Below are 24,290 nucleotides of genomic sequence, written 5' to 3'. Positions count from 1 at the left end.
TCGGTTTCAGCTTCAGTCGTTGAGTTTGACCGCGTGTTCGCGGGTTTCGTGGAATACGATGTCCGGCCAGCGTTCCTGGGTCAGTTGCAGGTTGACGCGGTTGGGGGCCAGGTAGGCGAGGTTGCCGCCGGCGTCGGTGGCGATGTTGATCTGCAGCGCCTTGACGAATTCGTCCAGCTTCTTGCGGTCCTCGCAGCTGAACCAGCGCGCGGACCAGATGCTGGCGGATTCGAACATCGCGTCCACGCCGTATTCGGCGGCCAGGCGCGAGGCCACCACTTCAAACTGCAGCACGCCCACCGCGCCCAGAATCAGGTCGCCGCCGCTGTGCGGCTTGAATACTTGCACCGCGCCTTCCTCGCCCAGTTGCTGCAAGCCTTTCTGCAACTGTTTCAGCTTCAAAGGGTTTTTGATGCGCACGCCGCGAAACAGTTCCGGCGCGAAGAAGGGAATGCCGGTAAAGGTCAGTTCCTCGCCTTCGGAGAAGCTGTCGCCGATCTGGATATTGCCGTGGTTGGGGATGCCGATGATGTCGCCGGCAAACGCTTCTTCTACGATCTCGCGGTCGTGGGACATGAAGGTCACCACGCTGGAGGCGGCGATGTCGCGGTTCAGGCGCAGATGCTTCATCTTCATGCCGCGCTCGAACTGGCCGGAACACACGCGCAGGAAGGCGATGCGGTCGCGGTGCTTGGGATCCATATTGGCCTGGATCTTGAACACGAAGCCGGAGAATTTGCCTTCGGTGGGCGCGACATCGCGCACGGTGGCGTCCCGCAGCTGCGGCGCCGGCGCCCAGTTGATCAGCGCGTCCAGGATTTCGCGCACGCCGAAGTTGTTGATGGCGGAGCCGAAGAACACCGGTGTCAGTTCGCCGGCCAGGAATTGGTCCAGATTCCACTCGTTGGACGCGCCCTTGACCAGCTCGATCTCCATGCGCAGTTGTTCCATTTCCAGCGGGAACAGCTGGTCCAGGCGGGGATTGTCTATGCCCTTGATCACTTCCACGTCGGTGATCAGTTTTTCCGCGCCCGGTTCGAACAGGATGACTTCATCGTTCAACAGGCTGTAAACGCCGCGGAAAGCCTTGCCCATGCCGATGGGCCAGGTGATGGGCGCGCAGCGGATCTTCAGCACGTTTTCCACCTCGTCCAGCAGCTCCAGGCTGTCGCGCACCTCGCGGTCGTATTTGTTCATGAAGGTGACGATGGGCGTGCTGCGCAGGCGGCAGACGTTCAGCAGCTTGATGGTCTGCTCCTCCACGCCCTTGGCCGCGTCTATCACCATCAGGGCGCTGTCCACCGCCGTCAGCACGCGGTAGGTGTCTTCGGAGAAGTCCTGGTGGCCCGGGGTGTCCAGCAGGTTGACGGTGTGGTCGCGGTATTCGAACTGCATCACCGAGGACGCCACCGAGATGCCGCGCTGCTTCTCGATCTCCATCCAGTCGGAGGTGGCGAACTTGCCGCCTTTCTTGCCCTTGACGGTGCCGGCCATCTGGATGGCGCCGGAGAACAGCAGCAGCTTTTCGGTCAGCGTGGTCTTACCGGCGTCAGGGTGGGAAATGATGGCGAAGGTGCGGCGGTGGGACACTTCTTCGGCGATGCGGGCGAGTTCGGCGGACATGGGGATGCTTGTATTGGAATTCGATAAAGCCGGCTATTTTACCGGACTTGCCTTAAGGTGGAAGTTTTATGTTAATATTGAGAATGATTATCATTAATATAACAAAACCGTGATGCCTGGCTGCTACCTTTTCTCGTCTTGCCCCGATTCCATTTCCCTCGCTCAAAATCCGCCGCGTTTCCGCCCCAAGGCGCTCGTGCTCAGCCTGGCCTGCCTGGCCGCGCCCGGCGTCTGGGCCGCCGAGGCGCCGGCGCGCCTGGACACCGTCCACGTTACCGCCGACGGTCCGCAGGCGCGGGTGGGCAGCAATAAGCTGGACCGCGAAGAAATCGAGCGACCGCAAGCCCGTTCGCTGGCCGAAGTGCTGGACGCTCTGCCCGGCGTCAACGCCGGCGGCTCGCAGCGCCCCGGAGGGCAGACCATCAATGTCTGGGGCTTCGATGCGGTTGAGCATGTCCCGGTAACACTGGATGGCACCGCTCAGAATTTTGATAAATACCAACAGGGCACATCATTTGTGGACCCTGAACTGTTGGGTTCGGTAGAGGTGTTGAAAGGCGGGCATTCTCCGTTCTACGGCAACGGCGCGTTTGGGGGCGTGGTCAAGGCGGAAACCAAAACAGTAAGCGAGTTGCTGCTGCCGGGTAAGTCGGTGGGCGGCTTCTCCAAGCTGTCTTATCAAGATAACGGCCATCGCTTTGGCCAGTCTTTGGCCGCTTATGCCGGCGGAGCCGGCAAGCCGCTGGATTTGCTGGCTTACATCACGCACAGCCGTGGCGGCGATGGCGAGCAGGCCAATGGCCGCACCTATCATTTCTCGGGGGGCTCCCAACGTTCCGGGATGCTGAAGTTGACATGGAGGCCGGCGACCGGGCACCAGTTCAAGCTGGGCTTTGTGCAGCAAAGCGAGCAATTGAGAACGCCATGGGCTGCGCGTGGAGGCGACATCCCCGCACCTACCGAATGGGAAATCCAAAAGCTGGGTTTGGAAGAAGCTTGGCTGAAGAAAACGGTATGGCGTGAGCAGGATGTTGACTCTGTGAGCGCCGAGTGGCGCTATGCCAGCCCAGACGTATCGTGGCTGGATTGGCAACTGACTTATAGTCAATCCCGGCGTTTCCAGCATGACCGCCGTCCGGAAAGTGCGTGGAAGGTTGATTTCCGTAATTCTTACGGCCAGGAAAGTTGGGTGACGCAACGCGACAAGACGCTAGAGTTTCGTAATGTCGCCAGCATAGGGGAGGGCTGGGCAAGTCAAACGATTACCACGGGGGTGAGTTGGTCGCAGAAAGATTGGGATCCCTTATCCTATCTGGCGCCTCAGGCCAAAAACGCGGACTACAACTACGGTTGGATCAATCCATATGGCGCCTCCAAGGGCAAGGAGACCATGCGTTCCGCGTACTGGGTGCATGAGTGGAGACCATTGGAGGGGCTGAAGATCGCGCCGTCGCTGCGTTATGACCATGTAGAACTGCAAGGGCGTCCCAATCTTGCTCCCATTTATAACGACGCATCGGCTGGGCACGATTACCGACCGGTGAGTTATGCCGGCTGGTCGCCGCGTCTGGCGTTGGCCTGGCAGTTCGCGCCCAGTTGGACGGTGGATGCGGCTTATGCCCATACTTGGCGAGCGCCTAATGTGGACGAGGTCTACCACGTTCAGACCTGGCGCTCCCAGCTGTCAGGCACAAGTCGTCAACTGAAGCCCGAAACGCTGGATGCTTTGCGTCTGGGGGTAAGCTTTGATGGAGAGAGCGTGCTGGCGGGCGGTGACCGGCTATCTACCTCTTTGGCCTGGTTCCAGCAAAACGTGCATGACAATATTTGGATGCGCCTGGGCAATCAGCGGACGGGCGACGCGCCAGGTGTCGAGCCGCCGAAAGGCACGGGGTTTTACCGAAACCTGCCGGGTTATGTCATTCAGGGCTTTGAGTTGGAAAGCCACTATCAGTGGCGCGGCTGGTTCGGCAGCCTCTCCTTGTCGGCGATGACGGGGCAGCATGCGCACAGCCTGCGTGACCCCTGGGGCAAGTCCGAGCCTATGGTGCAAATTCCCCCGCGCAAGGCGGTGCTGACTTTCGGACACACCTTCCGGAAACTGGGGCTTACCGTGGGCGGGCAGGGCAAGTTTGTTCGCGCTCAAGATAGGGTTCCGCAAGCGGTTAATCCAGAGGTAATGTACGGCTTTGCCCCGCAACATGGCTACGCCTTGGCGGGACTGTTTGCCAGCTGGCAGCCGACGGGCAGGCTTAAGGGCGTCGAAGTGCGGGCTGCGGTGGATAATTTGTACAATCGAGAGTACACACCCTATCTGACCGAGGGCGCCGAGGGCATGGGACGCGCAATCCGCACCAGCGTGTCCTGGCGTTTCTAATGCCGGGAAAAAGCTTGAGTCCGATTTAAGACCAGGAGGGGCCGCGCGCCCCTCCTTGCGTTACAATGGCGCTCCGAATCCCTAGCAAAGGAGCGTCTTCGTGTTTACCGGTATCGTCCAAGGGGTGGCGGAAGTGATCGCCATCACGGAGAAGCAGGACTTCCGCACTCATACGCTGCGCTTGCCCGACGCGCTGTTGCCCGGTCTGGAACTGGGCGCCTCGGTGGCCCACAACGGCTGCTGCCTTACCGTCACCGCCATCAACGGCGATCAAGTTTCCTTCGACCTGATGCGCGAAACCCTGCGCGTCACCAATCTTGGCCTGCTGCAAGCGGGCGACCTGGTCAATATCGAGCGCGCCGCGCGTTTCGGCGATGAAATCGGCGGCCACGCGATGTCCGGCCATATCTTGTGCCTGGCCAAGGTGTCCCGAGTGATCGATCTGCCCAATAATCGCACCGTCTGGTTCGAATTGCCGGCGGAACACATCAAATACGTGTTCGCCAAGGGCTATATCGGTATTGACGGCATCAGCCTGACCATAGGCGAGGTGACGGACAACCGTTTCTGCGTGCATCTGATTCCGGAAACCCTGGAGCGCACCATCATCAAGTCGCGCAAAGTGGGCGATCTGATCAATATCGAAGTGGACCCGCAAACCCAGGCCATCGTGGAAACGGTGGAACGGGTGCTGGCCCAGCGCGGAGCCGCTGAGTGAACAGAGCCGGCCGGCGCGTGCTGGCCTCCTGGAGCGGCGGCAAGGATTCTTGCCTGGCCTTGTGGCGAGCGGTGAGCGCCGGCGCCAGCCCGCAGGCCTTGCTGACCATGATGGACGAGGATGGCCGGCGCTCGCGCTCGCATGGGGTGCGTCCGGAAGTGCTGGCGCTGCAAGCCGCGGCGCTGGGCCTGCCCTTGCGGGTGGGCCGCGCGAGCTGGGACGGTTATGAGGCCGAGTTCATCGCCCGGCTGGAGGAGGCGCGCGCCGACGGCTGCGAGGCCGCGGTGTTCGGCGACATCGATCTGGACGCCCATCGCGAGTGGGAGGAGAAGGTTTGCGCCGCCGCCGGCCTGCAAGCTTGGCTGCCGTTGTGGCAGCAGCCGCGCGCCGAGCTGGTGCGCGAATTCATCGACGCGGGCTTTCGCGCCCGCATCGTGGTGGTGAACACCCGGCTGGCGAGCGAAGAGTGGCTGGGTCGCGAGTTGAGCCGCGAGGTGGTGGACCGGATGTTGGCGGAAGGTTTGGACCCTTGCGCCGAGGCCGGCGAGTTTCACACATTGGCGACGGACGGGCCCTTGTTCGCGCGGCCCTTGCGTTTGCGCGACGGCGACATCCATCGCCATGGAGATTATGTCAGCCTGGACCTGTTGCCCGGCTGAGAAACTGTTCAAAGTCTGTTGCGCTTCGCGAGGGCGCGGCACGGCGAGTTAGCGCTGCAGAATGCGGATGCGCCGTATACGCGCTTCAGTTGTTTTCGCCTTGGCCCGCGAGACTTTGAACAGGTACTGATAATGAATTCAGGCGGGCGGCGGCCCGCGCCAAAAACAAGTGCTTACGAAGGAAGACGGTATGACTATTTCCCCGATTCAGGACGTTATCGCCGACATCAAGGCCGGCAAGATGGTGGTGCTGGTGGACGCCGAAGACCGCGAGAACGAAGGCGATCTGGTGATGGCGGCGGAGTTCGTCACCCCGGAGGCGATCAACTTCATGGCCAAGCACGGCCGCGGGCTGATCTGTCTGACCTTGACCGAGGAGCGTTGCCAGCAATTGAACCTGCCGCTGATGGTCAGCAATAACGGCACTCCGTACAGCACCAACTTCACTGTGTCCATCGAAGCTGCCGAAGGCGTGACCACTGGCATTTCCGCCGCGGACCGCGCTCGCACCGTGCAGGTCGCGGTGGCGCGGCTGGCCAAGCCGGCGGACCTGGTGCAGCCGGGCCACATCTTCCCGCTGAAGGCGCAAAAAGGCGGCGTGCTGATCCGCGCCGGCCACACCGAGGCCGGTTGCGATCTGGCGATGCTGGCCGGCCTGGAGCCGGCCGGCGTGATCTGCGAAATCATGAACGACGACGGCACCATGGCGCGCTTGCCGGAACTGGTGGAGTTCGCCGGCGAGCACGGTTTGAAGGTGGGCACCATCGCCGACCTGATCCAGTACCGCAGCCGCACCGAATCGCTGGTGGAAAAAGTGGGCCAGCGGCCGGTGGATACGCCGTTCGGCGCATTCGAGCTGCACGTGTTCCGCGACATCACCACCCGCGCCACCCATCTGGCCCTGGTCAAGGGCGAGATCCAGGCGCAGCGCGAAACCCTGGTGCGCGTGCACGAGCCCTTGTCGGTGATCGACGTGCTGGCGCCCTTGTGCAGCCAGCACTCCTGGACCGTGCCCAATGCCTTGGAAATGATCGAGGAGGCCGGTCACGGCGTGGTGGTGCTCTTGTATCGCGACGAAACCGGCGAGGCGCTGGCGCAGCGCGCGCTGGGCCAGGAGCAGCAGAAGCAGCGTTGGGACAGCAAGACCTTCGGCATCGGCGCGCAAATGCTCAAGGCGCTGGGCGTGGGCAAGATGAAGCTGATGACCGCTCCGGTCAGCCTGCCGTCTATGACCGGTTTTGACCTGGAAGTGACCGGCTTTTGCCAGCCGAGCGCCTTCCACGTGGATGAAGAATGAGCGGCTGCGCAATGGCTAAGGCCCGGGGATTGAGGTAGAATCTCCGGTTTTCCGTAGTGATTCCGCCGCGAGGAACAAGATGCTTCAAGCTATCCAGCGTATAGAACCCGATCTGACGGGCAAGGGCCTGAAAATCGGCGTTGTGATGTCGCGTTTCAACACCCCGGTTTGCGAAGGCTTGCGCGACGCCTGCTTGGGCGAGCTGGCCCGGCTGGGCGTGGTCGCCGAGGACGTGACCCTGGCCACGGTGCCGGGCGCGCTGGAAGCGCCGCTGGTGTTGCAGACCATGGCCAAGAGCGGCCGCTTCGACGCGCTGGTGGCGCTTGGAGCGGTGATCCGCGGCGAAACCTACCATTTCGAACTGGTGTCGAACGAATCCGGCGCGGGCGTGACCCGCGTCGGCCTGGACTTCGACATCCCGATCGCCAACGCGATTCTGACCACCGAAACCGACGAGCAGGCCGAAGTGCGCATGGAAGTCAAAGGCCGCGAGGCCGCTGCCGTGGCGGTGGAGATGGCGAATCTGCGCAAGCGCATCCAGCGCGGCTGATCGGCTCCCGCCAAGATACCGGAGCCGGGCGTGCCCGGCTCACCGCTCTTTACAAGGAACCTCTATGAAAACCGCTCGCCGCCGCGCCCGCGAATTTGCCATCCAAGGCATTTACGAATGGGAGCTGAACCCGGATCGTCCGGCCTCCCTGATCGAAAAGCATCTGCGCGAGAATGAATACTTCGCCAAGGCCGATGAAGCCCTGTTCCGCGAAATCCTGTACGGCGTGCTGAAAGACGTGGGCGCGCTGTCCAAGCAGATCGGCCACTATTACGAACGCGCCGAAGACGAAGTCAGCCCGGTGGAACGCGCCGTGCTGTTGATGGCCGCGCTGGAACTGACCCAGCATCCGGAAACCCCGTATCCGGTGATCATCAACGAAGCCATTGAAATCACCAAGACCTTCGGCGGCACCGACGGTCATAAGTTCGTCAACGGCGTGCTGGACAAGCTGGCCGCCGAAGTGCGCGCCGACGAAGTGGCGTCGCAGAAGGCGCGTCGTCAGAACTAAGGCCTTGTCGCCGGCGCCGTCAGACCAGAACACACCCGCTGCCGCGGGTGTTTTCATATCGGCCGGGCAGAAAGATCGTGATGAATGAATTTGAATTGATCCGCCGTTATTTCACGCGGCCGGCCGGCGGCGCGGTCCTGGGCGTCGGCGACGACGCCGCCATCCTGCGGCCGACGCCGGGCTGCGATCTGCATGTCTCGGTGGACATGCTGGTGGAAGGGCGGCATTTCTTCGCCGACGTCGCGCCGGAGGCCTTGGGCCATAAGACGCTGGCGGTGAACTTGTCCGATATGGCGGCAATGGGCGCCGCGCCGCGCTGGGTGGTGCTGTCGCTGGCCTTGCCGGCGATGGACGAGGCCTGGGCCGCCGGGTTTTCCCAAGGATTCTTCGCATTGGCGGAGCGTTACGGCGTTGACGTGATAGGCGGCGACACCACGCGCGGCCCCTTGACGCTGTCGGTGACCGTGGGCGGGGAGACGCCGGGCGGTCAGGCGCTGCGCCGCGCCGCCGCCCGCGCGGGCGACGATGTCTGGGTCAGCGGCGAGCTGGGTCTGGGCGCGATGGCGGTGCGCAGCCGGCTGGGCAAGCTCGCGCCCTTGCCGGACGGTTTGCGCGAGGCGGCCTGGCGCAAGCTGGAATACCCGGAGCCGCGCATTGCCCTGGGGCGGGCTTTGCTGCCCTTGGCGCACGCCGCCGCCGACGTGTCCGACGGCCTGCTGTCGGATCTCGGCCATATCGCCGCCGCCTCCCGGGTGGGCGCGGAAGTCTGGGCCGAGGCCTTGCCGTCCCACCCGCTGGCGGAGGCCGCGCGCGGGCAATGGCTGGATTGCCTGGCCGCGGGCGGCGACGATTACGAACTGGTATTCACCGCGCCGGCCGAGCGCCGGGCGCAGATCGAGGCCTGCGCCGCGACGGCGGGCTGCCGTCTCAGCCGCATCGGCCGCATCGTTGCCGGCCAGGGCGTCAGCCTGCTGGACGGCGAGGGCAACATCATTCAACTGGAAAGCACCGGCTATGACCATTTCAAATGAGACCGAAACCCTGAAACTGCAGCCGGACTGGCGCTTCGTCCTGAGCCATCCCGCCCATTTCCTGGCCTTCGGCTTCGGTAGCGGCCTGGCGCGCAAAGCGCCCGGCACCTGGGGCACGGTGGCCGCCTATCCCTTGTTCTTTGTGCTGAACGCGCTGGGGGTGCAGGGACTGGCGCTGGCGGCGCTGTGCCTGCCGCTGTTCATCGCCGGGATCTGGATCTGCGGCTACAGCGGCCGGGCGCTGGGCGTGCACGATTACGGCGGCATCGTCTGGGACGAGATCGTCGCCATGCTGCTGGTGCTGGCCTTCGCGCCGGCCACGCCCTTGGCCTGGTTGCTGGCCTTTGTCTTGTTCCGCTTTTTCGACATTCTCAAGCCCTGGCCTATCCGCTGGCTGGACCGTCATGTGGGCGGCGGTTTCGGCGTGATGGTGGACGATTTGCTGGCGGCCTTGTTCGCGCTGGCGGTGCAGTGGGGCATTTGGCGCCTGCTGTAAGAACGGGTTCAAGGTCCGCTGCGTTCGCCGGGCGGGTCTGGCCGGTTTCAAGTCAAACGCGTAGCATGCGGGACTTTTTGATGTCCTTGTTCTAAGGCTCCGCGGCGAAGCGGCCTGAGCGGGCGAGAATGGACTTGGGGGGGTAGGCATGCGTTGGGATGGGAACCGGGAAAGCGATAATGTGGAAGACCGCCGCGGCGAACGCGGCGGGGGCGGCGGCGGCGGCGGGGCGTTCGGCATCGGCGCGGTCTTGATCGGCCTGGTGGCCTGGCTGGTGTTCGACGTCAATCCGATAACGGTGATCAATCTGATCAGCGAGATGGAGCCGGCGGCCGAACAGCAGGCGCCGGCCAGGGCCAGCGCGCCGGACGACCGCGACGCCAAGTTCATCCGCGTGATGCTGGCGGACACCGAAGACGTGTGGCGGCCCTTGCTCCAGGCGCAAGGCGAGCGTTACCGGCCGCCCAAGCTGGTGATGTTCACCGGCGCGACGCCGACGGCTTGCGGCCGCGGCGACGCGGCCATCGGTCCCTTCTATTGCCCCGGCGACGAGAAAATCTACATCGATCTGTCTTTCTTCCAGACCCTGGGCCGAGAGTTGGGCGCGCCGGGCGAATTCGCCCAAGCGTATGTGATCGCGCATGAAGTCGGCCACCATGTCCAGCATCAGCTCGGCATTTCCGCCAAGGTGGACGAGGAAATGGCGCGCAGCAGCGAGAGTCGGGCCAATGCCTTGTCGGTGCGGCAGGAGTTGCAGGCGGATTGCCTGGCCGGGGTATGGGGGCATCACGCCGATCAGGCGAGGAGGATTCTGGAGCCGGGCGATCTGGAAACGGCGCTGACCGCCGCGGCCAGGATAGGCGACGACGCCTTGCAGCGTTCGGCCGGCCGCGAAGTGGTGCCGGACTCCTTCACTCACGGCAGCGGCGAGCAGCGGGTGCGCTGGTTCCGCCGCGGCTTCGACAGCGGCGACATGGCGCAGTGCGATACCTTCCGCGCGCGGCGGCTGTAACAGCGGCTCAGTGGGGAAATGAAAAATGGGGCCAACGGCCCCATTTTTCATGCTTGTCGCGGAGCTAGCGCACCACCACGGTGCAGGTGGTGCCAGCCACCAGCAGCTGCCCGGCCGGCAGCGCGTCCAGCTCGATGCGCACCGGTACCCGCTGCGCCAGCCGCACCCAGTTGAAAGTGGGATTGACGTCGGCCAGCAGTTCGCGGCCGGTGCCGGCGTCGCGGTCGGTGATGCCGCGGGCGATGCTGGCGACGCGGCCGCTCAAGGTCGGGCCGCCGCTGAGCAGGGTGATCTCCACCTTGGCGCCGGGTTTGAGCATCGGCAGCTTGGTTTCCTCGAAATAGCCTTCCACGCGATAGGAGTTGCGGTCTATCAGCGCCAGCTTGGGCGCGCCGACGGCGGCGAAGTCGCCGGCATGGACATTGAGATTGGTCACATAGCCGTCCACCGGGGCGCGCACCACGGTGCGTTCCAGATTGAGCCGGGCCAGATCGCGCGCCGCCAGCGCCGCCTGGTATTGGGAGCCGGCCGAGGCGGCGGCGAAGGCCGCGGTTTCGCGGTTTTCGGCGGACACCACGGCGCTGTCCAGGCCGTCGCGACGCGCCGCCTCCTTGCCGCGGCGGTTTTTCTCGGTGCGCTGCCCCTCCAGCGCGGCCTCGGCCTGGGTCAGCGCCGCCGCGTAGCGGCTGCGGTCGACGACGAAGAGCACGTCGCCCTTGCGCACCGGCTGGTTGTCCTTGACCGCCACCTGGGTCACCAGGCCGGCCACGTCGGCGGAGAGCGTGATCACGTCGGCGCGCACGCGGCCGTCGCGGGTCCACGGCGAGTGCATGTAGTGGTCCCATAGCGCCTTGCCCAGCCAGACGGCGAGCGCCAGCAGCAGCAAGGTGATCAGGTAGCGGATGAGAGTGTTGATTCGCATATTGATTATCCGGAAGGGTGTTCGGGGTGGGCCGGAGGCGTATTCAGTACAGCAGCAGAGCCAGGCCGCTGAACACGCAGATCAGCAGGCTGAGACGGAACAAGGCCGGGTGCCAGACCCGGCGGTAAAGACCGGCCCGGCCCAGCAGCCAGTCCAGCCCGGCCTGGCACAGCAGGCTGAACAGGAACAGCGGCAGCAGGGTGGGGATCAGGATGCCGAATACGGCGATTTCACGAGTCATGCTCAGTTCCTTGCGCAGCGGTTGCGGCGGCTTCGGCCACGTCCAGCAATGAGGTGTGGATCAGGTGCAGATCGGTCAGTGCCCGCTGGATGCGCGCGGCGCGTTCGGGTTCCGCCAGCGCCAGATGGGCGCGCAGCGCCGGTCCGGCCGCGCGCATGGTGGCGATGGCCTGTTGCAGCCGTTCCGGCGACGGCGAGGCGAAATAGCGTTCCAGCTGCGCCACCGTGTGTTCCAGATCGGCGCGCAACTGCGGCGACGGCGATTCCGCGGTCAGCGCGCGCAGATTGATCACCGCCAGGCCCAGCTCCAGCAAGGTGATGGCCTGGGCGGTGATCGCCTGTTTCAGTTCGGCCTGGGCCGGGCTCAGCGTGTTCAGCAGATTGAGCAGGTCGCGGATGCGGTTCTCGTAGCGCTGCTTCAAGTGGGGCAGCTTGGCGTCGCAGGCGCGGCGCGCTTCCCGCCACAAGGCGGCGGCGATGTGGCGCGGCGAACCCATGGTGTGTTCGGGCAGCACCAGCTGGAAGAAGGCCGCCGCCAGCGCCAGCCCGAGGATGCGGGCGATGCCGTTGTTGAGAAAGGCCACGATGTCGTAATTCATCGGGTTTTGCGGGTTGACGGCGCTGGCCAGCACGATGGTCATGCCGGCGCCGACGCCGGCGTATTTGGGCAGGCATTTCAGATAGCTGCCCAGCGCCAGGAAGGGCAGCAGGCCCAGCATCAGTATCGGGAAGCCATTGCCCTCGCTCAGCAGCCAGAACAGGCTGACATAGGCCAGCGGCGTGCCCAGCGCGAAGCCGGTCAGGAATTGTTTGACCATCAGCACCGGCCGCGGCGAGGAGGCGGCGAGACCGCAGAGCACGGTGGCCAGCAGCACCGCCTCCAGCGCGCTGGGCCAGGCCAGCCAATACCAGGCGACGGACAGGGTGCCCAGGGTCAGCGCCGCGCGCACGCCGCCGGCGACGGCCACCGGCAGCGGCGTGCCCGGCACATAGGCGGCCAGCGCGTCGATCTGCTGCGGCGTCTTGCTGGCGAAGCCGTGGTAGACGCCGACGAAGGCGTGCATTTCCTCGATGAAGCGGCTCAGCAGCTCGGTGGCGGTGTCGAAGTCTATCCGCCAGTGCTCGGCCCGCTCGCCGCCCGGAAGCAGCGCGCGGGCGGCGTCTATGCGGCGCGGCCAGCCGGCGCGGAGCCGGCCCAGCTGCGCCTCGGTGTCCCGGGCTTCCGCGGCGTTGCGCGCCGGGCCGTCGACGCCGCTGAGCACCGCGGCCACCTCGGAGAACAGCGGCAGCAGCAGGCCGGGCAGCGGCGAGTCCGCGTCGCGGCGCAGCCGCTCCATTTGCCGGTGCAGGGTGTGGAAGGTGGTCAGCGCGGCCATGAAGGTGGCGTTGAAGGCGTGCAGCTGATTGCTGCGCGAACGCACGTGTCCGGCTTCGAAAAAGGCGGTGGCGCGGCCGGCCTCCAGCGCGGCGATGTCGGCGGCGAACTTGAGCTGGGCCTGCTCCAGATCGCTGGCGTGCAGCTTCTGCGCCAGCGCGTCCTGGCACAGCAGGATGAAGCGTAGATAGCGGCCGCGCACATTGCTGACCACCAGCTCCGCCTGGTAGCGCGGAAACACGATGTCGTAGACCACCGCGCTGCAGATCAGGCCCAGCGAGATTTCCGAGACCCGGGTCACCGCCAGGTCGAACACCGTCAGCGGGCGGCCGATGGCCGGCAGCGCGATGATGCAGGCGGTGTAGCCGGCCAGCACGAAACCGTAGGAGCGCGAGTTGCGGTACAAGGTGGCGCAGCCGGCGCACAGGCCTATCCAGAGCGACAGCGCCGCCAGCAGCAAGACCGGCTGCGAGGCCAGCATGCCGACCAGGATCAAGGCCGCCGCGCAGCCGGCCAGCGTGCCCAAGAGCCGGTAAAAGCCTTTTTCCAGCACCAGGCCGCTTTGCGGCGAACCGACGATGAGCACGGTGATCAGCGCGGTGCCCGGCGAATCGAAGCCCAGGCGGAAGGCTAGCCACAGCGCGGCGAAGCAGGCCAGCAGCGTCTTGAGGATGAAGATCCAGCGCTCGCCCTCCTGCCGCAGCCAGTCCTGTCCGGCGCCGCGCAGCGCCCGGCCCAGCCAGCGGCGCCGGGCGGCGAGGCTAGTCGTGCTCATCGTTGGGCGCCGCCTGGTTCAAATTGCTGAGCTGGCGCAGGTAGAACTGTTCCTGCTGCTGCATTTCCTCGGCGCTGAAGCCGGCGAAGGTATTGCCCAGGTTGCCCCAGACATCGGGCAGCAGCTTGCGGATGCGTTCGCGGCCGGCGTCGCTGAGGGTGACGGCGACCGCGCGGCGATCGTCGCTGAGGCCGCCGCGACGGATCAGGCCCTGCTTTTCCAGGTCGTTGCAGATGCGGGTCATATTGGCCGGTTTTTGCGAGCAGGTCTCCGCCAGAGAGCCGGGCGTCGTCGTCTCTTGCTCGGAGCCGTAGAGCACCGCCAGCACCAGATAGCTGCTCTCGGTCAGCCCGTGTTTGCGCAGGGCGGCGTTGGTCAGGTCCTGAAGGCGTTTTTGCACGTGGTAGTTCAGCCGCGTCAAGGTCAGCAGCGCCAGCGGAAATTCCGGAATTCTGGTCTTGACGCGGAGCAGGCGTTTGCGGGTTTCTTCGAAGTGGCTCATGGGTTTTCTCCGCCGACGATGGGATTGGGGGATTCGACGCCGCCGCCCAGCGCGGCCATCAGCGCGGCGTAGCTGTCCAGGCGCTGGGCTTGGGCCTGAGCGCGCTTTTGCCGGGCGGACAGCTCGTTCAGCCGCAGCTGGCGCACCGCGCTCTGATCGCTGAGGCCGGCGCGGTAAGCCTGTTCGGCCAGCGCCCGTTCGCGGCTGGCTGCGTCCAGCGCCTGTTCGGCCTGCCGGCTTTGCTGGTCCGCGGAGCGGGCGCGGACGATGGCGCTGGCGGTTTCGCTCAGGGCGTTGATCAAGGCGGCGTTGTAGCTTTCCACCGCCTGATCGTAGGTGGCGGTTTGGGCGCGCAGCTGGCCGCGGAGGCGGCCGCCTTCGAATATCGGCAGGCTGATCGCCGGGGCGAAGCCGCGCAGAGCGGCGGCCGGGGACAGCAAGTCGGCGAAGCCTATCGCCTGATAGCCGGCGAAGGCGCTGAGATTGATATTGGGATAGAAGGCGGCGCGGGCGACCTTGATGCGCGCGGCCTCGGCCTCCACCCGCCAGCGTTGCGCACTCAGGTCCGGCCGCCGGCCCAGCAATTGGGCCGGCACCGCGGCGAGCGGGTCCAGCGCCTGGTCCAGACGCAGCGCGGGGCGCGTCGGCCGGTTTCCGGCGTCGGGCGCTTGCCCGCTGAGCGCGGCCAGCTGATTGCCCAAGGTGGCGATGCGTTCGTCGATTTGAGCCAGCTGGACGCGGCCGGCCGGCAGCCTGCCGCGCTGCTGTTCCACCTCCGGCTGGGCGGCCAGCCCGGCGGCCTTGCGGCGCAGGCTGAGGTCCAGCAGCGCCTGCTGCTGTTCCAGCTCCGCCGCCGCCAGATCTCGCTGCTGATATTGCTCGGCCAGCTGCAGATAGCCGCGGATGATGGCGCTCTCCAGGTTCAGCGCGCTTAGCCGGGCGTCGGCCGCGGCCATCTGGGCGTCGCTCAGCGAGGCGGACAGCGCCTGGCGTTCGCGCCCCCAGGCGTCCAGATCGTAGCTGAGGTTGACGGCGGCGCGGGTCTGCCAGTCGTAGTTGCCGTGACCCGCCGGCGCCACCAGGTTTTTCTCCGCGTGCAGCTGCCGGGTGCTTTGCCATTGCGCGTTGATTTGCGGCTGGGAGGCGGCGGCGCTGACCTCGCTCAGCGCCTGAGCCTGGCGCAGCCGCGCCTCGGCCCCGCGCAGGCCGGGGTTGTCCTGCAAGGCCTGGCGGATCAGCCGCTCCAGTTGGGGATCCCGCCATTGCCGCCACCAGGCCGCCGCGGGCATGCCGGCCCAGGGCGCGTTCACGGCGGGCGGCGTTTTGAGCTGGGACTGCGGTTTGACGGCGTCCATTTGGGCGCAGGCGCTGAGCAGGAGCGCGCCGGCAAGGGCGAGGGTGGCGGAAAACGGCTTCATCTGTCTATCCATGTTTTACATCTGTGTATATTTTATTTGTAGATATTACATTTGTAAAATATAAAATCGATGCGGTATCGCGAAGCGGCCAAGTCATGCGCCTGGCCGGGCCGCTTGTGACTGACGCAAATCAAGCATATGTCATTAATCATGGTCAGCTGATTAATGACGGGTGTATTATTTGGGTTTGCTTAATAAAACCAGCGAATAAACCGGACCGCCGCGGCATGCCTGCGACCCGGTTTGCCGCCTCGTCAGCGATTTTTGGAGACATCATGCAAGCGGGCCTTTCCTTGAAGCAGCGTTTGTTGTTATTGATTTTTAGCGTGATCGCGTTGACTTGTCTGCTGGGCGGCCTGGTGCTGCGCAGCATGCATCAGCAAATGATGGCGGACCGGCAGGATCTGATCCGCGGCCAGGTGGAGAACGCCTTGAGCCTGGTGGCCAATTACGAGGAGCGGGCGGCGGCCGGCGCCATGCCGGAGGCGGAGGCGCAGCGCCAGGCGCTGCTGGCGCTGACCCGGCTGCGTTTCGCCGGCAAGGAGTATTTTTTCACCCTGGACAAGGGGCTGGTCTGGCTGGCGCACGGGGTCAACCCCAAGCTGGTGGGCAAGGACATGCACGCGGTCAAGGATTCCAGCGGCAGCAGCCTGGGCGACAAGTTCGACCAGACCCTGAGGCAGGGGCAGGGCAAGGGCTTCGCGGAATTCGTCTGGGACAAGCCCGGCTCGGCGGAGCCCCAGCCCAAGCTGGCGTATTTGCAGTCCAGCCCGCGCTGGGGCTGGGTGGTGGGCACCGGCCTGTATATGGATGACGTATGGGCGGCCTTGCGCGTGCAATTGCTGGGCGTGGCGGTCCAGGTGCTGCTGATCGCCGCGGTGTGCGGCGGCCTGGGCTGGTGGCTGTTCCGCAGCGTGATGCGGCAATTGGGCGCGGAGCCGGCGCAGACCGCGGCCGTGGTGCGGGAAATCGCCGGCGGGCGGCTGGATGTGCCGGTGCCGGTGCGGGCGGGCGACGCGGACAGCCTGATGGCCAATATCGCCCATATGCAGCAGGCTTTGCGGCAGATGGTGGCCGACATCGTGGCCAGCGCCGGCGAACTGGGGCGGCTGAGCGAGGAGGTGGTGACCGGCGCGCAGGCGGTGGCGGACAACTCCCAGCAGCAAAGCGAGAGCGCCACTTCGATGGCGGCGTCGATCGAAGAGCTGACGGTGAGCATCAACCACATCTCCCAATACGCGCAGGACGCGCGCCAGGTGTCGCAGCAGTCCGGCAGTTTGTCGGACGAGGGCGGCGAAGTGATCGCCAAGGCCGTGGCGGAGATGAAGGGCATCAGCGAGACGGTGGACCTGACCGCTGGGGCGATCTCGGCGCTGGCGGACAAGACCGCCACCATCTCCAGCATCATGCAGGTGATCAAGGACATTGCCGATCAAACCAATCTCCTGGCCCTGAACGCGGCGATCGAGGCGGCGCGCGCCGGCGAAACCGGCCGCGGTTTCGCGGTGGTGGCGGACGAGGTGCGCAAACTGTCCGAACGCACCGCGCAGGCCACCGAGGAGATCGCCGGCATGATAGACGAGATCCAGCTCAGCTCAGATCAGTCGCGCGCCAATATGAGCCAGACCGTGGAGCGGGTGCGCGCCGGGCTGGCGCTGGCCGAGCAGGGCGGGGAGATGATTCAGCAAATCCGTGGCAGCGCCGGCCAGGTGGTGCAAGTGGTGCGCGATATCTCCCACGCGCTGCAGGAGCAAGGCGTGGCCAGCCAGGACATCGCCCGCCACGTGGAGCAGATCGCCCAGGTGGCCGCCGGCAACGCCGCCGCCGCCACCCAGGCGTCCAGCGGCATTCAGAGCATGGACGAGGTGACCGGCGGCCTGCGGCAGACGGTGGCCGGATTCCAGGTGTAGCGCGGTAGACGGCGCGCGGCAGGCCGGCGAACAGATTCTTACGGGAAGTTTGCGACTTGGCGATAGGGTTAAGAGCGGTTTGCCGCTACAATACCGCCTCGTTGAATAGACACCAACCCGTACTGGAATTCAAGATGTTGCGCATTACCGAATTGAAACTGCCGCTGGAACACGCTCCGGAAGAACTGAACGCCGCGATCGCGGCTTATCTGGGCGTGCCGGAGCAGGACATCCGCCAGGTCGTCGTCTTCAAGCGCAGCTACGACGCGCGCAAGGGCATGATGAACCTGGCCTACATCGTCGACATCGACGTGGCCAACGAGGCCCGTCTGCTGGCCCGCTTCAAGTCCGACAAGCACGTGATGCCGACGCCGGACACCCAATATCACTATGTGGGGCAGGCGCCGGAAAACCTGGAGCGCCGCCCGGTGGTGGTGGGGTTCGGCCCCTGTGGCATCTTCGCCGCGCTGCTGCTGGCGCAGATGGGCTTCAAGCCCATCGTGCTGGAGCGCGGCAAGAAGGTGCGCGAGCGCACCAAGGACACCTGGGGCCTGTGGCGCAACAAGGTCTTGAACCCCGAGTCCAATGTGCAATTCGGCGAAGGCGGCGCCGGCACCTTCTCCGACGGCAAACTGTACAGCCAGATCAAGGACCCGCGTCATCTGGGCCGCAAGGTGCTGACCGAGTTCGTCAAAGCCGGCGCGCCGGAGGAAATCCTCTACGTGGCCAAGCCGCATATCGGCACCTTCCGCCTGGTGAGCATGGTGGAAAAAATGCGCGCCGAGATCGAGGAGCTGGGCGGCGAAATCCGCTTCCAGCAGCGCGTCGCCGACATTCATCTGGAAGACGGTCCGGACGGGCGCAAAGTGGCGCGCGGCCTGACCTTGGCCAGCGGCGAGCAGATCCGCGCCGATCACATCGTGCTGGCCCTGGGCCACAGCGCGCGCGACAGTTTCGAGATGCTGCACGGCCACGGCGTGTATATGGAAGCCAAGCCGTTCTCGGTGGGCTTCCGCATCGAACACCCGCAGACGCTGATCGACAAGGCGCGCTGGGGCAAATACGCCGGCCACCCGCTATTGGGCGCGGCGGATTACAAGCTGGTGCACCACGCCGGCAACGGCCGGGCGGTGTACAGTTTCTGCATGTGCCCGGGCGGCCAGGTGGTGGCCGCCACCTCGGAAGAGGGCCGCGTGGTGACCAATGGCATGAGCCAATACTCGCGCGCCGAGCGCAACGCCAATTCCGGCCTGGTGGTCAGCATCGGTCCGGACGATTATCCGGGCGATCCGCTGGCCGGCATCGCCTTCCAGCGCGAGCTGGAAAGCCGCGCCTATGTGCTGGGCGGCGGCACTTACGAAGCGCCGGCGCAGCTGGTGGGCGATTTCCTGGCCGGCAAGCCGTCCACCCAGGTGGGTTCGGTGCCGCCGTCCTATCAACCCGGCGTGCACTGGACCGATCTGGCCGCGGCCTTGCCGGATTATTGCATCGCGGCGATGCGCGAGGCGCTGCCGGAGTTCGGCAAGAAAATCCGCGGTTACGATATGCACGACGCGGTGCTGACCGGGGTGGAAACCCGCACCAGCTCGCCGCTGCGCATCACCCGCGGCGAGGATTGCCAGAGCTTGAACGTGCGCGGCCTGTACCCGGCCGGCGAGGGCGCCGGCTACGCCGGGGGGATTCTGTCCGCCGGGGTGGACGGCATCAAGGTGGCGGAGGCGGTGGCGCAGGCCATCGCGGCGGAGCGCCGTTAAGGAAGGCGTTTAGGGATCATTGCCGCAGTGTCTTGAATCCGCCGCTTGGCTGAGAACGCGCTGAAACGGCCCGCAATCGCGGGCCGTTGTCTTTGGCGCTAGGGGTTTTCCGCCGCATGGCCTTTCACGCCGCCGGCCGGGCGCTCGCGCCTGCCTGGGCGCCAAGCTTTGGGGATGGACAACAAGGGCGGCGCGCCCTCCGGCCGGCGGCGTTCCAGCAGCAGCCACAGGCCGATCGCCGCCATCAAGGGCAGATGCCCTGGCCCCGCGAGCAAAGGCGGCAACATCCAGGCCCAGCAGGCGCCCGCGCACCAGACGCCGGCGGCGAGGCCGGCGCGCAGCGCCGACAGCGCGGCCGGCCAGCCGAACGGCGACAGCCTGGGCTGGCGGTGGCAGGCTTGCAGGCAGCGCAGCCGCTGCGGCGCCGCCTGCCAGAGCCCCGCGACGCCGCAGGCGACGACGAAGGCCTGCCACGGCGCGGCGCTGAAGGTCAGCAGCGCCAGGCCGAGCAGGTGCAGCAGCAGGCCGGCGACGAGCCAGGGCAGTAGATAGCCGCAGCAGAACATGGCCAGCGCCAGCGCGCGCTTGCGCGCCAGGCTGCGCAGCCACAGTTGCCGCAGCGGGTCGGCCAGCAGCGGCGCCATCATCGCCAGCAGCATCAACTGCCAGGACGGCAGCCATTGCGCCGGCGGATTCAGCCACAGCGCGCCGGTCAGCGCGTCCCAGCCGCCGCCGGGACGCTCCAGAACCCAGGCGCCGCAATAACCCGGCGCGGTCAGCCGCCGCTCCAGGGCGATCAGGCCGAGCCAGCCCAAGAGGCTGGCGCAGCGCAGCGGCCAGGGCGTGTCCCGCAGCGCGGCGATCAGGGTTTTGACCGGCATGGACGCTTACTGGCCGTGGCGGTAGACGCTGATGCGGCCTATCGTCACCTCGTCGTCGTCCTCGATGTCGGACACCGGCACCAATTGCACCCCCATCGGCGCCGTGTCCAGCGTCTGGCTTTGACACATGCGGTCCACGATGTCGGTGATCTCCAGCGTCTGGCTGACGCCGTTGCCGCCGTGCTCGGCCAGCGAGGCCTTGCGCGCGCCGAACAGCGCGATGGTGCCGGCCAGGTTCTGCGGGTGTTGCGCCGGGTCGGCGCCCTGGGGCAGGCCGACGTAGACGTTGAACGTGCCGCCGTCCACTTTGCAGCGGATGTTCTCCAGGCTGAGAAAGACGCGGTCCGGCTCTTGCGGCGCGGCGTCTGGCTGGGCCTTGAACTGGCGGGCGGCGGCCTGGCTGGCCTGGAAGCTGCTCAGCACCTTGTTCTTGGCGTCGTCGTCCAGCTGCATCTGCGCGTGGACGGTGTTGTTGCCCAGTTTGATCGCCGCGGCGTTGGCGCCCAGCAGTTCGGTTTTCGGATTGTTCGCCATGGTGTTTGCCGCCGCGGTGTCGGGATGGATGGCCGCCAGCGTCTGCATGCGCTGCGCGACACGGCTGGCGCCGCCGAGAGGGTCCGATACGTCCTGGTAGACGTAGTTCAGGTTCGGCGCCTGGGTGTTGAGCATGTCCTTGGCGACAAAGGTGTAGCCGCTGCCGTTGGGGCGCGGCATCGCGAACTTGCGGTTGACCGGGCCTTCCAGCCAATTGTCGTTGCTGGGGTTTTTGTGGCCGGGATTGCGATTGAGCCATACCTGCCACAGCCGGTCGATATTGGAGTGGTGGATCCAGAACACCGGGTCCAGGCCTGCGAGGTCGGGGTCCGACATCAGGCCGTTGCGGCCGCCGATATTGGTGTGCACCGGATTGTGCGGCAGGTTTTCCAGCCCGCCGCTATTGCCTCCGCCGTGCCAGAACGGCGTTTGCGGCCCGCCGTAGCCCGGCGGAATGCCGTTGGCGGTGCCGATGAACTGCGCGTCCTTCAAGGCGGTGAGCTGCACGGTTTCCGGGCGCAGCGTGATGTGATTGGGCTGGTTGTTCCAGCCGTAGCGTTGGGCCAGCCACAAGGGATTGGCGCCGCCGTCCGGCAAGGTCTTGGACTGGAAACAGGTGGGCAGGTCGCGCGCCTTGGCGTTGGCGCCGTCGCTGTAGTTCCAATAGGGCAAGGCCCAGTCGGCGGGGCCGCCCAGCTTGACGATCTCCGCCAGCACAATGGCTTCGAAGGCCGCCAGATAGCCGCGGTGCCAGGGCATGAAATACCAGCTCTGGTGCTGGCATTGCCGCCAGTAGGTGTTCTGATCGGCGGCGCTGGGCAGCGCTTCGCCGGCTTGCAGATAACCGTGTTGTTGCCAGAGCTGGGAATCGAAGCCGTGGATGGCGGCCAGGTAACGCCAGCTGGTGGGGTCCTTGATCGGGCGTTTCTGCATTTCCCGCACCGCCCGCGCGTACCACAGCACGGTGGGGTCCCAGGGATTGCTCATTTTCAAGATGTCTTTGCGGACGCGAGCCATGTCGTTCTCCTCGATGCGAACGCCGTTCCGGCGCGGCCGAGGCGGGAGTGGCTAAGGCTGGCGGTGAGGCGGTGTATTCGGATTAGCAAACCGCAAAGCTTTCGAACTGTCCTAAAGAACAGTTTTTACCTCGGGGCAATTACTTATTTGAAGCGCCGCTTGCAAGTGGCCGGGCTTTGGCGCGGCAAGGGCTTGAAAGCGCGCCGGCGGGAAGGCGCCAAGCTGGTATCCTTGACCGGTTTTGATTTGGATCGCAGACATGAAACGATGGCATTGCCTTTGGGGCGTCTGGCTGGCGCTGTGCTGGCTTCTGCCGGCGGCCTTGGCCGCGGCGGCGCCGGCCTACGGCCCCTTGTTCACCTTCAGCAAGCAGGGCCGCACCCATTATCTGTACGGCACCATGCATGTGGGCCGGCCGGGCTCCGACGCGCCGGATTGGGGCTTGAAACAGGCGCTGAGCGCCAGCGACGCGCTGGTGCTGGAATTGGACCCGACGGCGGAGGCGGCGGTGGCCGAGGTGACGGCGCTGGCCGGCGCCGCCGCGCCCAGGCAGTGGCGGCAGCTGGACGCCGGCAGCCGGGACTCCTTGCTGAGTCAGTTGGATCAGATGGGCGTGGCGCGCGAGCAGGCGCGCGGCCTGGCGCCCAGCTTGTGGCTGATGCAGCTGGCGCTGCGGGAATACCAGCGCATGGGGCAGCAGGCGCAGCACAGCCGCGAAGCGATGTTGCTGGAGATGGCGCGCGCGGCCAGGCGGCCGGTGCTGGCCCTGGAAACGGCCGGTCAGCAGAGCCGTTTATTGTTTGAGATGCCGGCGCCGGCGCTGCGCGAATGGGTGCGTCAGAGCGCCGAATGGCAGGGCGCGGAGGAGGCGGATCGTTATTACCGGGATTTGATTTCAGCTTGGGAGCGCGGCGATCTGGACGCCTTGCAGGCCTTGGTGGCGCTGCCCGGCTATCCGCGGCTCAGCGCCTGGACCCAGCATGAAATGCTGGACCGCCGCAATCTGGCGATGGCGCGCCGCATAGACGACTGGGCGGCTTCAAAGCGGCTGTTCGTGGCGGTGGGCGCGCTGCATCTGGCCGGCCCCCAGGGCTTGGTGCGCCAGCTGCGGCAGCGCGGCTACCAGCTGAGGCCGGCGCCGCGCGCGCCGTGAGCGGGCTTTAGCTCGCGTCCTTGAGGTTTTTGGGTCCGAAAGCGCCCGGCAGCAGCACTTTCAGCGTGGTGTCTATCTGATCCTCGCCGTCGCAGATGGCGCGCACGCGCATGGACGGGCCGAATTCGTTCAGCACCTGGCGGCAGGCGCCGCAGGGCGGCGTAGGCGTGGCGGTGGGGGTGTAAATGCAGACCGCCAGGACATCCTGGATGCCGTGGTTGGCGCGCGCGGCGTAGATCGCGGTGCGCTCGGCGCAATTGGTCAGGCCGTAGGAGGCGTTTTCCACATTGCAGCCAATGTGGATCTTGCCGGCGCCGTCCAGAATGGCGGCGCCGACGGCGAACTTGCTGTAAGGGACATAAGCCTGGCGAGCCGCCAGGCGGGCGGCCATTTCCAACTCGGCCCATTGCTCGTTGTTGGGTGTGTTGCCGGTCATATTGCCTCCGTTGCGGTTGGCGTGGCATGTTGCGCCGCGCGCGGCCGGGCTGTCAATATCCCGCCGCGGCGCGCGCGTCCGGCTTCAGTACAGCAGAGGCGTCCGCTCCGGCGCAAGCCGCGCCGACTGGTCATTGGCGCAGGTGGTCCCGGCAATACCGCGCCATCGCGTCGGCCAGCGCCTGCGACAAGGCCGACTCCACCCGCCAGTGGTGCCAATACAGCGGAATGTCCAGATGCTGCTGCGGAAACAGATCGATCAGCCGGCCGGAGGCGATGTCGTCTTCCAGCATCAGTTCGGGCAGCAGGCTGTAGGCCAGGCCCTGGCGGGTGATTTCGACGAAGCCCTGCGGCGTGGGCACCGTCAGATAGGGGAAGCCGCCGTGATAGGACACGGTGTGCAGCAGGAATTCGCGGTGCACGTCGTCCTTGCGGCTGTACAGAATGGTGGGCGCGGCGGCCAGCGCCGTTTCGGTGACGCCGTCCGGAAAGTAGCGGCGGGCGAAATCGCGGGTGGCGACGCATAGATAGCGCATATGGCCCAGGAACAGACTGTCGCCGCCCTGGATAGGCTGCGGCCGGGTGCTGACGCAGCCGACCACGTGGCCGGCGCGCATCAACTCATGGGTGTAATCCTGATCGTCCACCATGATGTCCAGCAGCACCGGCTGGCTGTCCAGCACTGGCTGCACCGCCTGCAAGAACCAGGTGGCCAGGCTGTCGGCGTTGACGGCGATGGCGAGGGTGGTGAACTCCGGCCGCGGTCCGCTGGGCAGCAGGGTGTTCATCAGCTGGTTTTCCATCAGGCTGATCTGGCGGAAGTATTGCAGCAGCTGGCGGCCGGCCTCGGTGGGTTCGGCCGGGATGGTGCGGGTCAGCACCGGCTGGCCCAGTTGTTCTTCCAGCTGGCGGATGCGTTGGGAAATGGCGGACTGGGTCAGGAACAGCTTTTTGGCCGCCTTGTCGAAGCCTCCGGTTTCGGCGACGGCCGATAAGGTTTCCAGTTGTTTCGGATCAAGCATGTTTTTACGTCCTTGCCGTGATAATTCCACGGTGTTTCTTGCCTTATCGCCGCCACCTATGGCATGTTGTGCTGCTTC

22 protein-coding genes are annotated in these 24,290 nt (G+C 65.7%); 12 read left to right on the top strand and 10 right to left on the bottom strand.

Translation table 11 applies throughout. The features are described 5' to 3' along the window. Nucleotides 1-12 precede the first annotated feature (12 nt). Nucleotides 13-1,623, bottom strand: a complete 1,611-nt coding sequence (locus JC616_RS12445) for a peptide chain release factor 3 (protein WP_227103300.1) — start codon at nt 1,621-1,623, stop codon at nt 13-15. 112 nt (nt 1,624-1,735) lie between these two features. Here JC616_RS12445 and JC616_RS12440 point away from each other — a divergent pair, with 112 nt between their 5' ends. The 9 genes from JC616_RS12440 to ypfJ all read left to right on the top strand — a co-directional run bounded on the left by JC616_RS12440 (nt 1,736) and on the right by ypfJ (nt 10,274). Then, the gene (locus JC616_RS12440; RefSeq protein WP_227103298.1) at nt 1,736-4,000 is read left to right on the top strand and encodes a TonB-dependent hemoglobin/transferrin/lactoferrin family receptor; all 2,265 of its coding nucleotides are present in this window, start codon (nt 1,736-1,738) and stop codon (nt 3,998-4,000) included. Nucleotides 4,001-4,100: 100 nt separating this feature from the next. Further along, the gene (locus tag JC616_RS12435) at nt 4,101-4,718 is read left to right on the top strand and encodes a riboflavin synthase subunit alpha (protein WP_107798888.1); all 618 of its coding nucleotides are present in this window, start codon (nt 4,101-4,103) and stop codon (nt 4,716-4,718) included. Continuing rightward, a complete protein-coding gene (locus JC616_RS12430) occupies nt 4,715-5,377 on the top strand; it encodes a Dph6-related ATP pyrophosphatase (protein ID WP_227103296.1) in 663 nt (220 codons plus the stop codon). The genes JC616_RS12435 and JC616_RS12430 overlap by 4 nt, the downstream gene beginning before the upstream one ends. Nucleotides 5,378-5,567: 190 nt before the next feature. After that, nucleotides 5,568-6,674 carry a bifunctional 3,4-dihydroxy-2-butanone-4-phosphate synthase/GTP cyclohydrolase II gene (gene ribBA, locus JC616_RS12425; protein WP_227103294.1) on the top strand — a complete coding sequence of 369 codons (1,107 nt, stop codon included), beginning with the start codon at nt 5,568-5,570 and terminating at the stop codon, nt 6,672-6,674. A gap of 79 nt (nt 6,675-6,753) precedes the next feature. Continuing rightward, nucleotides 6,754-7,224 carry a 6,7-dimethyl-8-ribityllumazine synthase gene (gene ribH / locus JC616_RS12420; protein WP_227103292.1) on the top strand — a complete coding sequence of 157 codons (471 nt, stop codon included), beginning with the start codon at nt 6,754-6,756 and terminating at the stop codon, nt 7,222-7,224. A 64-nt stretch (nt 7,225-7,288) separates the two neighbouring features. Continuing rightward, nucleotides 7,289-7,735, top strand: a complete 447-nt coding sequence (nusB, locus tag JC616_RS12415; RefSeq protein ID WP_081547192.1) for a transcription antitermination factor NusB — start codon at nt 7,289-7,291, stop codon at nt 7,733-7,735. 80 nt (nt 7,736-7,815) lie between these two features. Then, nucleotides 7,816-8,766 carry a thiamine-phosphate kinase gene (gene thiL / locus JC616_RS12410; protein ID WP_107798891.1) on the top strand — a complete coding sequence of 317 codons (951 nt, stop codon included), beginning with the start codon at nt 7,816-7,818 and terminating at the stop codon, nt 8,764-8,766. Further along, on the top strand, nt 8,750-9,262 hold the full coding sequence (locus JC616_RS12405; RefSeq protein WP_107798892.1) for a phosphatidylglycerophosphatase A family protein: 513 nt from the start codon (nt 8,750-8,752) through the stop codon (nt 9,260-9,262). Before thiL ends, JC616_RS12405 begins: the two co-directional genes overlap by 17 nt. 148 nt (nt 9,263-9,410) lie before the next feature. After that, entirely contained in the window at nt 9,411-10,274 is an 864-nt protein-coding gene (gene ypfJ, locus JC616_RS12400; protein WP_227103290.1) for a KPN_02809 family neutral zinc metallopeptidase, read from the top strand. 64 nt (nt 10,275-10,338) lie between these two features. Here ypfJ and JC616_RS12395 read toward each other — a convergent pair whose 3' ends face one another. The 5 genes from JC616_RS12395 to JC616_RS12375 are packed head-to-tail and all read right to left on the bottom strand — an operon-like array spanning nt 10,339 to nt 15,506. Then, nucleotides 10,339-11,196, bottom strand: coding sequence for an efflux RND transporter periplasmic adaptor subunit (locus JC616_RS12395; RefSeq protein WP_227103288.1), 858 nt, complete (start codon nt 11,194-11,196; stop codon nt 10,339-10,341). Between the two features lie 43 nt (nt 11,197-11,239). Next, nucleotides 11,240-11,437, bottom strand: a complete 198-nt coding sequence (locus JC616_RS12390) for a DUF1656 domain-containing protein (protein ID WP_107798895.1) — start codon at nt 11,435-11,437, stop codon at nt 11,240-11,242. Next, nucleotides 11,427-13,586: an FUSC family protein gene (locus tag JC616_RS12385; protein ID WP_227103286.1), complete on the bottom strand. Its 2,160-nt coding sequence runs from the start codon at nt 13,584-13,586 to the stop codon at nt 11,427-11,429. Before JC616_RS12385 ends, JC616_RS12390 begins: the two co-directional genes overlap by 11 nt. Further along, nucleotides 13,573-14,088: a MarR family winged helix-turn-helix transcriptional regulator gene (locus tag JC616_RS12380; protein ID WP_107798897.1), complete on the bottom strand. Its 516-nt coding sequence runs from the start codon at nt 14,086-14,088 to the stop codon at nt 13,573-13,575. The genes JC616_RS12385 and JC616_RS12380 overlap by 14 nt, the downstream gene beginning before the upstream one ends. Next, entirely contained in the window at nt 14,085-15,506 is a 1,422-nt protein-coding gene (locus JC616_RS12375) for an efflux transporter outer membrane subunit (protein ID WP_227103284.1), read from the bottom strand. Before JC616_RS12375 ends, JC616_RS12380 begins: the two co-directional genes overlap by 4 nt. Nucleotides 15,507-15,781: 275 nt before the next feature. Here JC616_RS12375 and JC616_RS12370 point away from each other — a divergent pair, with 275 nt between their 5' ends. Further along, a complete protein-coding gene (locus JC616_RS12370; RefSeq protein ID WP_107798899.1) occupies nt 15,782-17,416 on the top strand; it encodes a methyl-accepting chemotaxis protein in 1,635 nt (544 codons plus the stop codon). A gap of 134 nt (nt 17,417-17,550) precedes the next feature. Further along, on the top strand, nt 17,551-19,170 hold the full coding sequence (locus JC616_RS12365; protein WP_227103282.1) for an NAD(P)/FAD-dependent oxidoreductase: 1,620 nt from the start codon (nt 17,551-17,553) through the stop codon (nt 19,168-19,170). 98 nt (nt 19,171-19,268) lie between these two features. Here the strand turns inward: JC616_RS12365 and JC616_RS12360 are convergent, their stop codons facing one another. Together JC616_RS12360 and JC616_RS12355 are read right to left on the bottom strand one after the other, a co-directional pair. Next, nucleotides 19,269-20,051, bottom strand: a complete 783-nt coding sequence (locus tag JC616_RS12360; RefSeq protein WP_227103279.1) for a copper chaperone — start codon at nt 20,049-20,051, stop codon at nt 19,269-19,271. 6 nt (nt 20,052-20,057) lie between these two features. Next, a complete protein-coding gene (locus tag JC616_RS12355; protein WP_107798902.1) occupies nt 20,058-21,602 on the bottom strand; it encodes a tyrosinase family protein in 1,545 nt (514 codons plus the stop codon). A 259-nt stretch (nt 21,603-21,861) separates the two neighbouring features. Here JC616_RS12355 and JC616_RS12350 point away from each other — a divergent pair, with 259 nt between their 5' ends. Next, nucleotides 21,862-22,755: a TraB/GumN family protein gene (locus JC616_RS12350; RefSeq protein ID WP_227103277.1), complete on the top strand. Its 894-nt coding sequence runs from the start codon at nt 21,862-21,864 to the stop codon at nt 22,753-22,755. A 7-nt stretch (nt 22,756-22,762) separates the two neighbouring features. Here JC616_RS12350 and JC616_RS12345 read toward each other — a convergent pair whose 3' ends face one another. Together JC616_RS12345 and JC616_RS12340 are read right to left on the bottom strand one after the other, a co-directional pair. Continuing rightward, nucleotides 22,763-23,191, bottom strand: a complete 429-nt coding sequence (locus JC616_RS12345; protein WP_107798904.1) for a cytidine deaminase — start codon at nt 23,189-23,191, stop codon at nt 22,763-22,765. Nucleotides 23,192-23,321: 130 nt separating this feature from the next. Further along, entirely contained in the window at nt 23,322-24,212 is an 891-nt protein-coding gene (locus JC616_RS12340) for a LysR family transcriptional regulator ArgP (RefSeq protein ID WP_227103275.1), read from the bottom strand. Nucleotides 24,213-24,290 lie beyond the last annotated feature (78 nt).

This window comes from Chromobacterium rhizoryzae (assembly GCF_020544465.1).
In the GTDB taxonomy this organism is placed as follows: Bacteria; Pseudomonadota; Gammaproteobacteria; order Burkholderiales; family Chromobacteriaceae; genus Chromobacterium.
Note: the sequence above shows the minus strand (reverse complement) of the source record. Positions and strands in the feature narration are given on the sequence as shown.

What these genes read in the sequence shown, in the direction of transcription:
- JC616_RS12445 (WP_227103300.1), bottom strand. Translation starts at nt 1,623, where the DNA reads ATGTCCGCCGAACTCGCCCGCATCGCCGAAGAAGTGTCCCACCGCCGC.
- JC616_RS12440 (WP_227103298.1), top strand. Translation starts at nt 1,736, where the DNA reads ATGCCTGGCTGCTACCTTTTCTCGTCTTGCCCCGATTCCATTTCCCTC.
- ribBA (WP_227103294.1), top strand. Translation starts at nt 5,568, where the DNA reads ATGACTATTTCCCCGATTCAGGACGTTATCGCCGACATCAAGGCCGGC.
- ribH (WP_227103292.1), top strand. Translation starts at nt 6,754, where the DNA reads ATGCTTCAAGCTATCCAGCGTATAGAACCCGATCTGACGGGCAAGGGC.
- nusB (WP_081547192.1), top strand. Translation starts at nt 7,289, where the DNA reads ATGAAAACCGCTCGCCGCCGCGCCCGCGAATTTGCCATCCAAGGCATT.
- thiL (WP_107798891.1), top strand. Translation starts at nt 7,816, where the DNA reads ATGAATGAATTTGAATTGATCCGCCGTTATTTCACGCGGCCGGCCGGC.
- JC616_RS12405 (WP_107798892.1), top strand. Translation starts at nt 8,750, where the DNA reads ATGACCATTTCAAATGAGACCGAAACCCTGAAACTGCAGCCGGACTGG.
- ypfJ (WP_227103290.1), top strand. Translation starts at nt 9,411, where the DNA reads ATGCGTTGGGATGGGAACCGGGAAAGCGATAATGTGGAAGACCGCCGC.
- JC616_RS12395 (WP_227103288.1), bottom strand. Translation starts at nt 11,196, where the DNA reads ATGCGAATCAACACTCTCATCCGCTACCTGATCACCTTGCTGCTGCTG.
- JC616_RS12390 (WP_107798895.1), bottom strand. Translation starts at nt 11,437, where the DNA reads ATGACTCGTGAAATCGCCGTATTCGGCATCCTGATCCCCACCCTGCTG.
- JC616_RS12385 (WP_227103286.1), bottom strand. Translation starts at nt 13,586, where the DNA reads ATGAGCACGACTAGCCTCGCCGCCCGGCGCCGCTGGCTGGGCCGGGCG.
- JC616_RS12380 (WP_107798897.1), bottom strand. Translation starts at nt 14,088, where the DNA reads ATGAGCCACTTCGAAGAAACCCGCAAACGCCTGCTCCGCGTCAAGACC.
- JC616_RS12375 (WP_227103284.1), bottom strand. Translation starts at nt 15,506, where the DNA reads ATGAAGCCGTTTTCCGCCACCCTCGCCCTTGCCGGCGCGCTCCTGCTC.
- JC616_RS12370 (WP_107798899.1), top strand. Translation starts at nt 15,782, where the DNA reads ATGCAAGCGGGCCTTTCCTTGAAGCAGCGTTTGTTGTTATTGATTTTT.
- JC616_RS12365 (WP_227103282.1), top strand. Translation starts at nt 17,551, where the DNA reads ATGTTGCGCATTACCGAATTGAAACTGCCGCTGGAACACGCTCCGGAA.
- JC616_RS12360 (WP_227103279.1), bottom strand. Translation starts at nt 20,051, where the DNA reads ATGCCGGTCAAAACCCTGATCGCCGCGCTGCGGGACACGCCCTGGCCG.
- JC616_RS12355 (WP_107798902.1), bottom strand. Translation starts at nt 21,602, where the DNA reads ATGGCTCGCGTCCGCAAAGACATCTTGAAAATGAGCAATCCCTGGGAC.
- JC616_RS12350 (WP_227103277.1), top strand. Translation starts at nt 21,862, where the DNA reads ATGAAACGATGGCATTGCCTTTGGGGCGTCTGGCTGGCGCTGTGCTGG.
- JC616_RS12345 (WP_107798904.1), bottom strand. Translation starts at nt 23,191, where the DNA reads ATGACCGGCAACACACCCAACAACGAGCAATGGGCCGAGTTGGAAATG.
- JC616_RS12340 (WP_227103275.1), bottom strand. Translation starts at nt 24,212, where the DNA reads ATGCTTGATCCGAAACAACTGGAAACCTTATCGGCCGTCGCCGAAACC.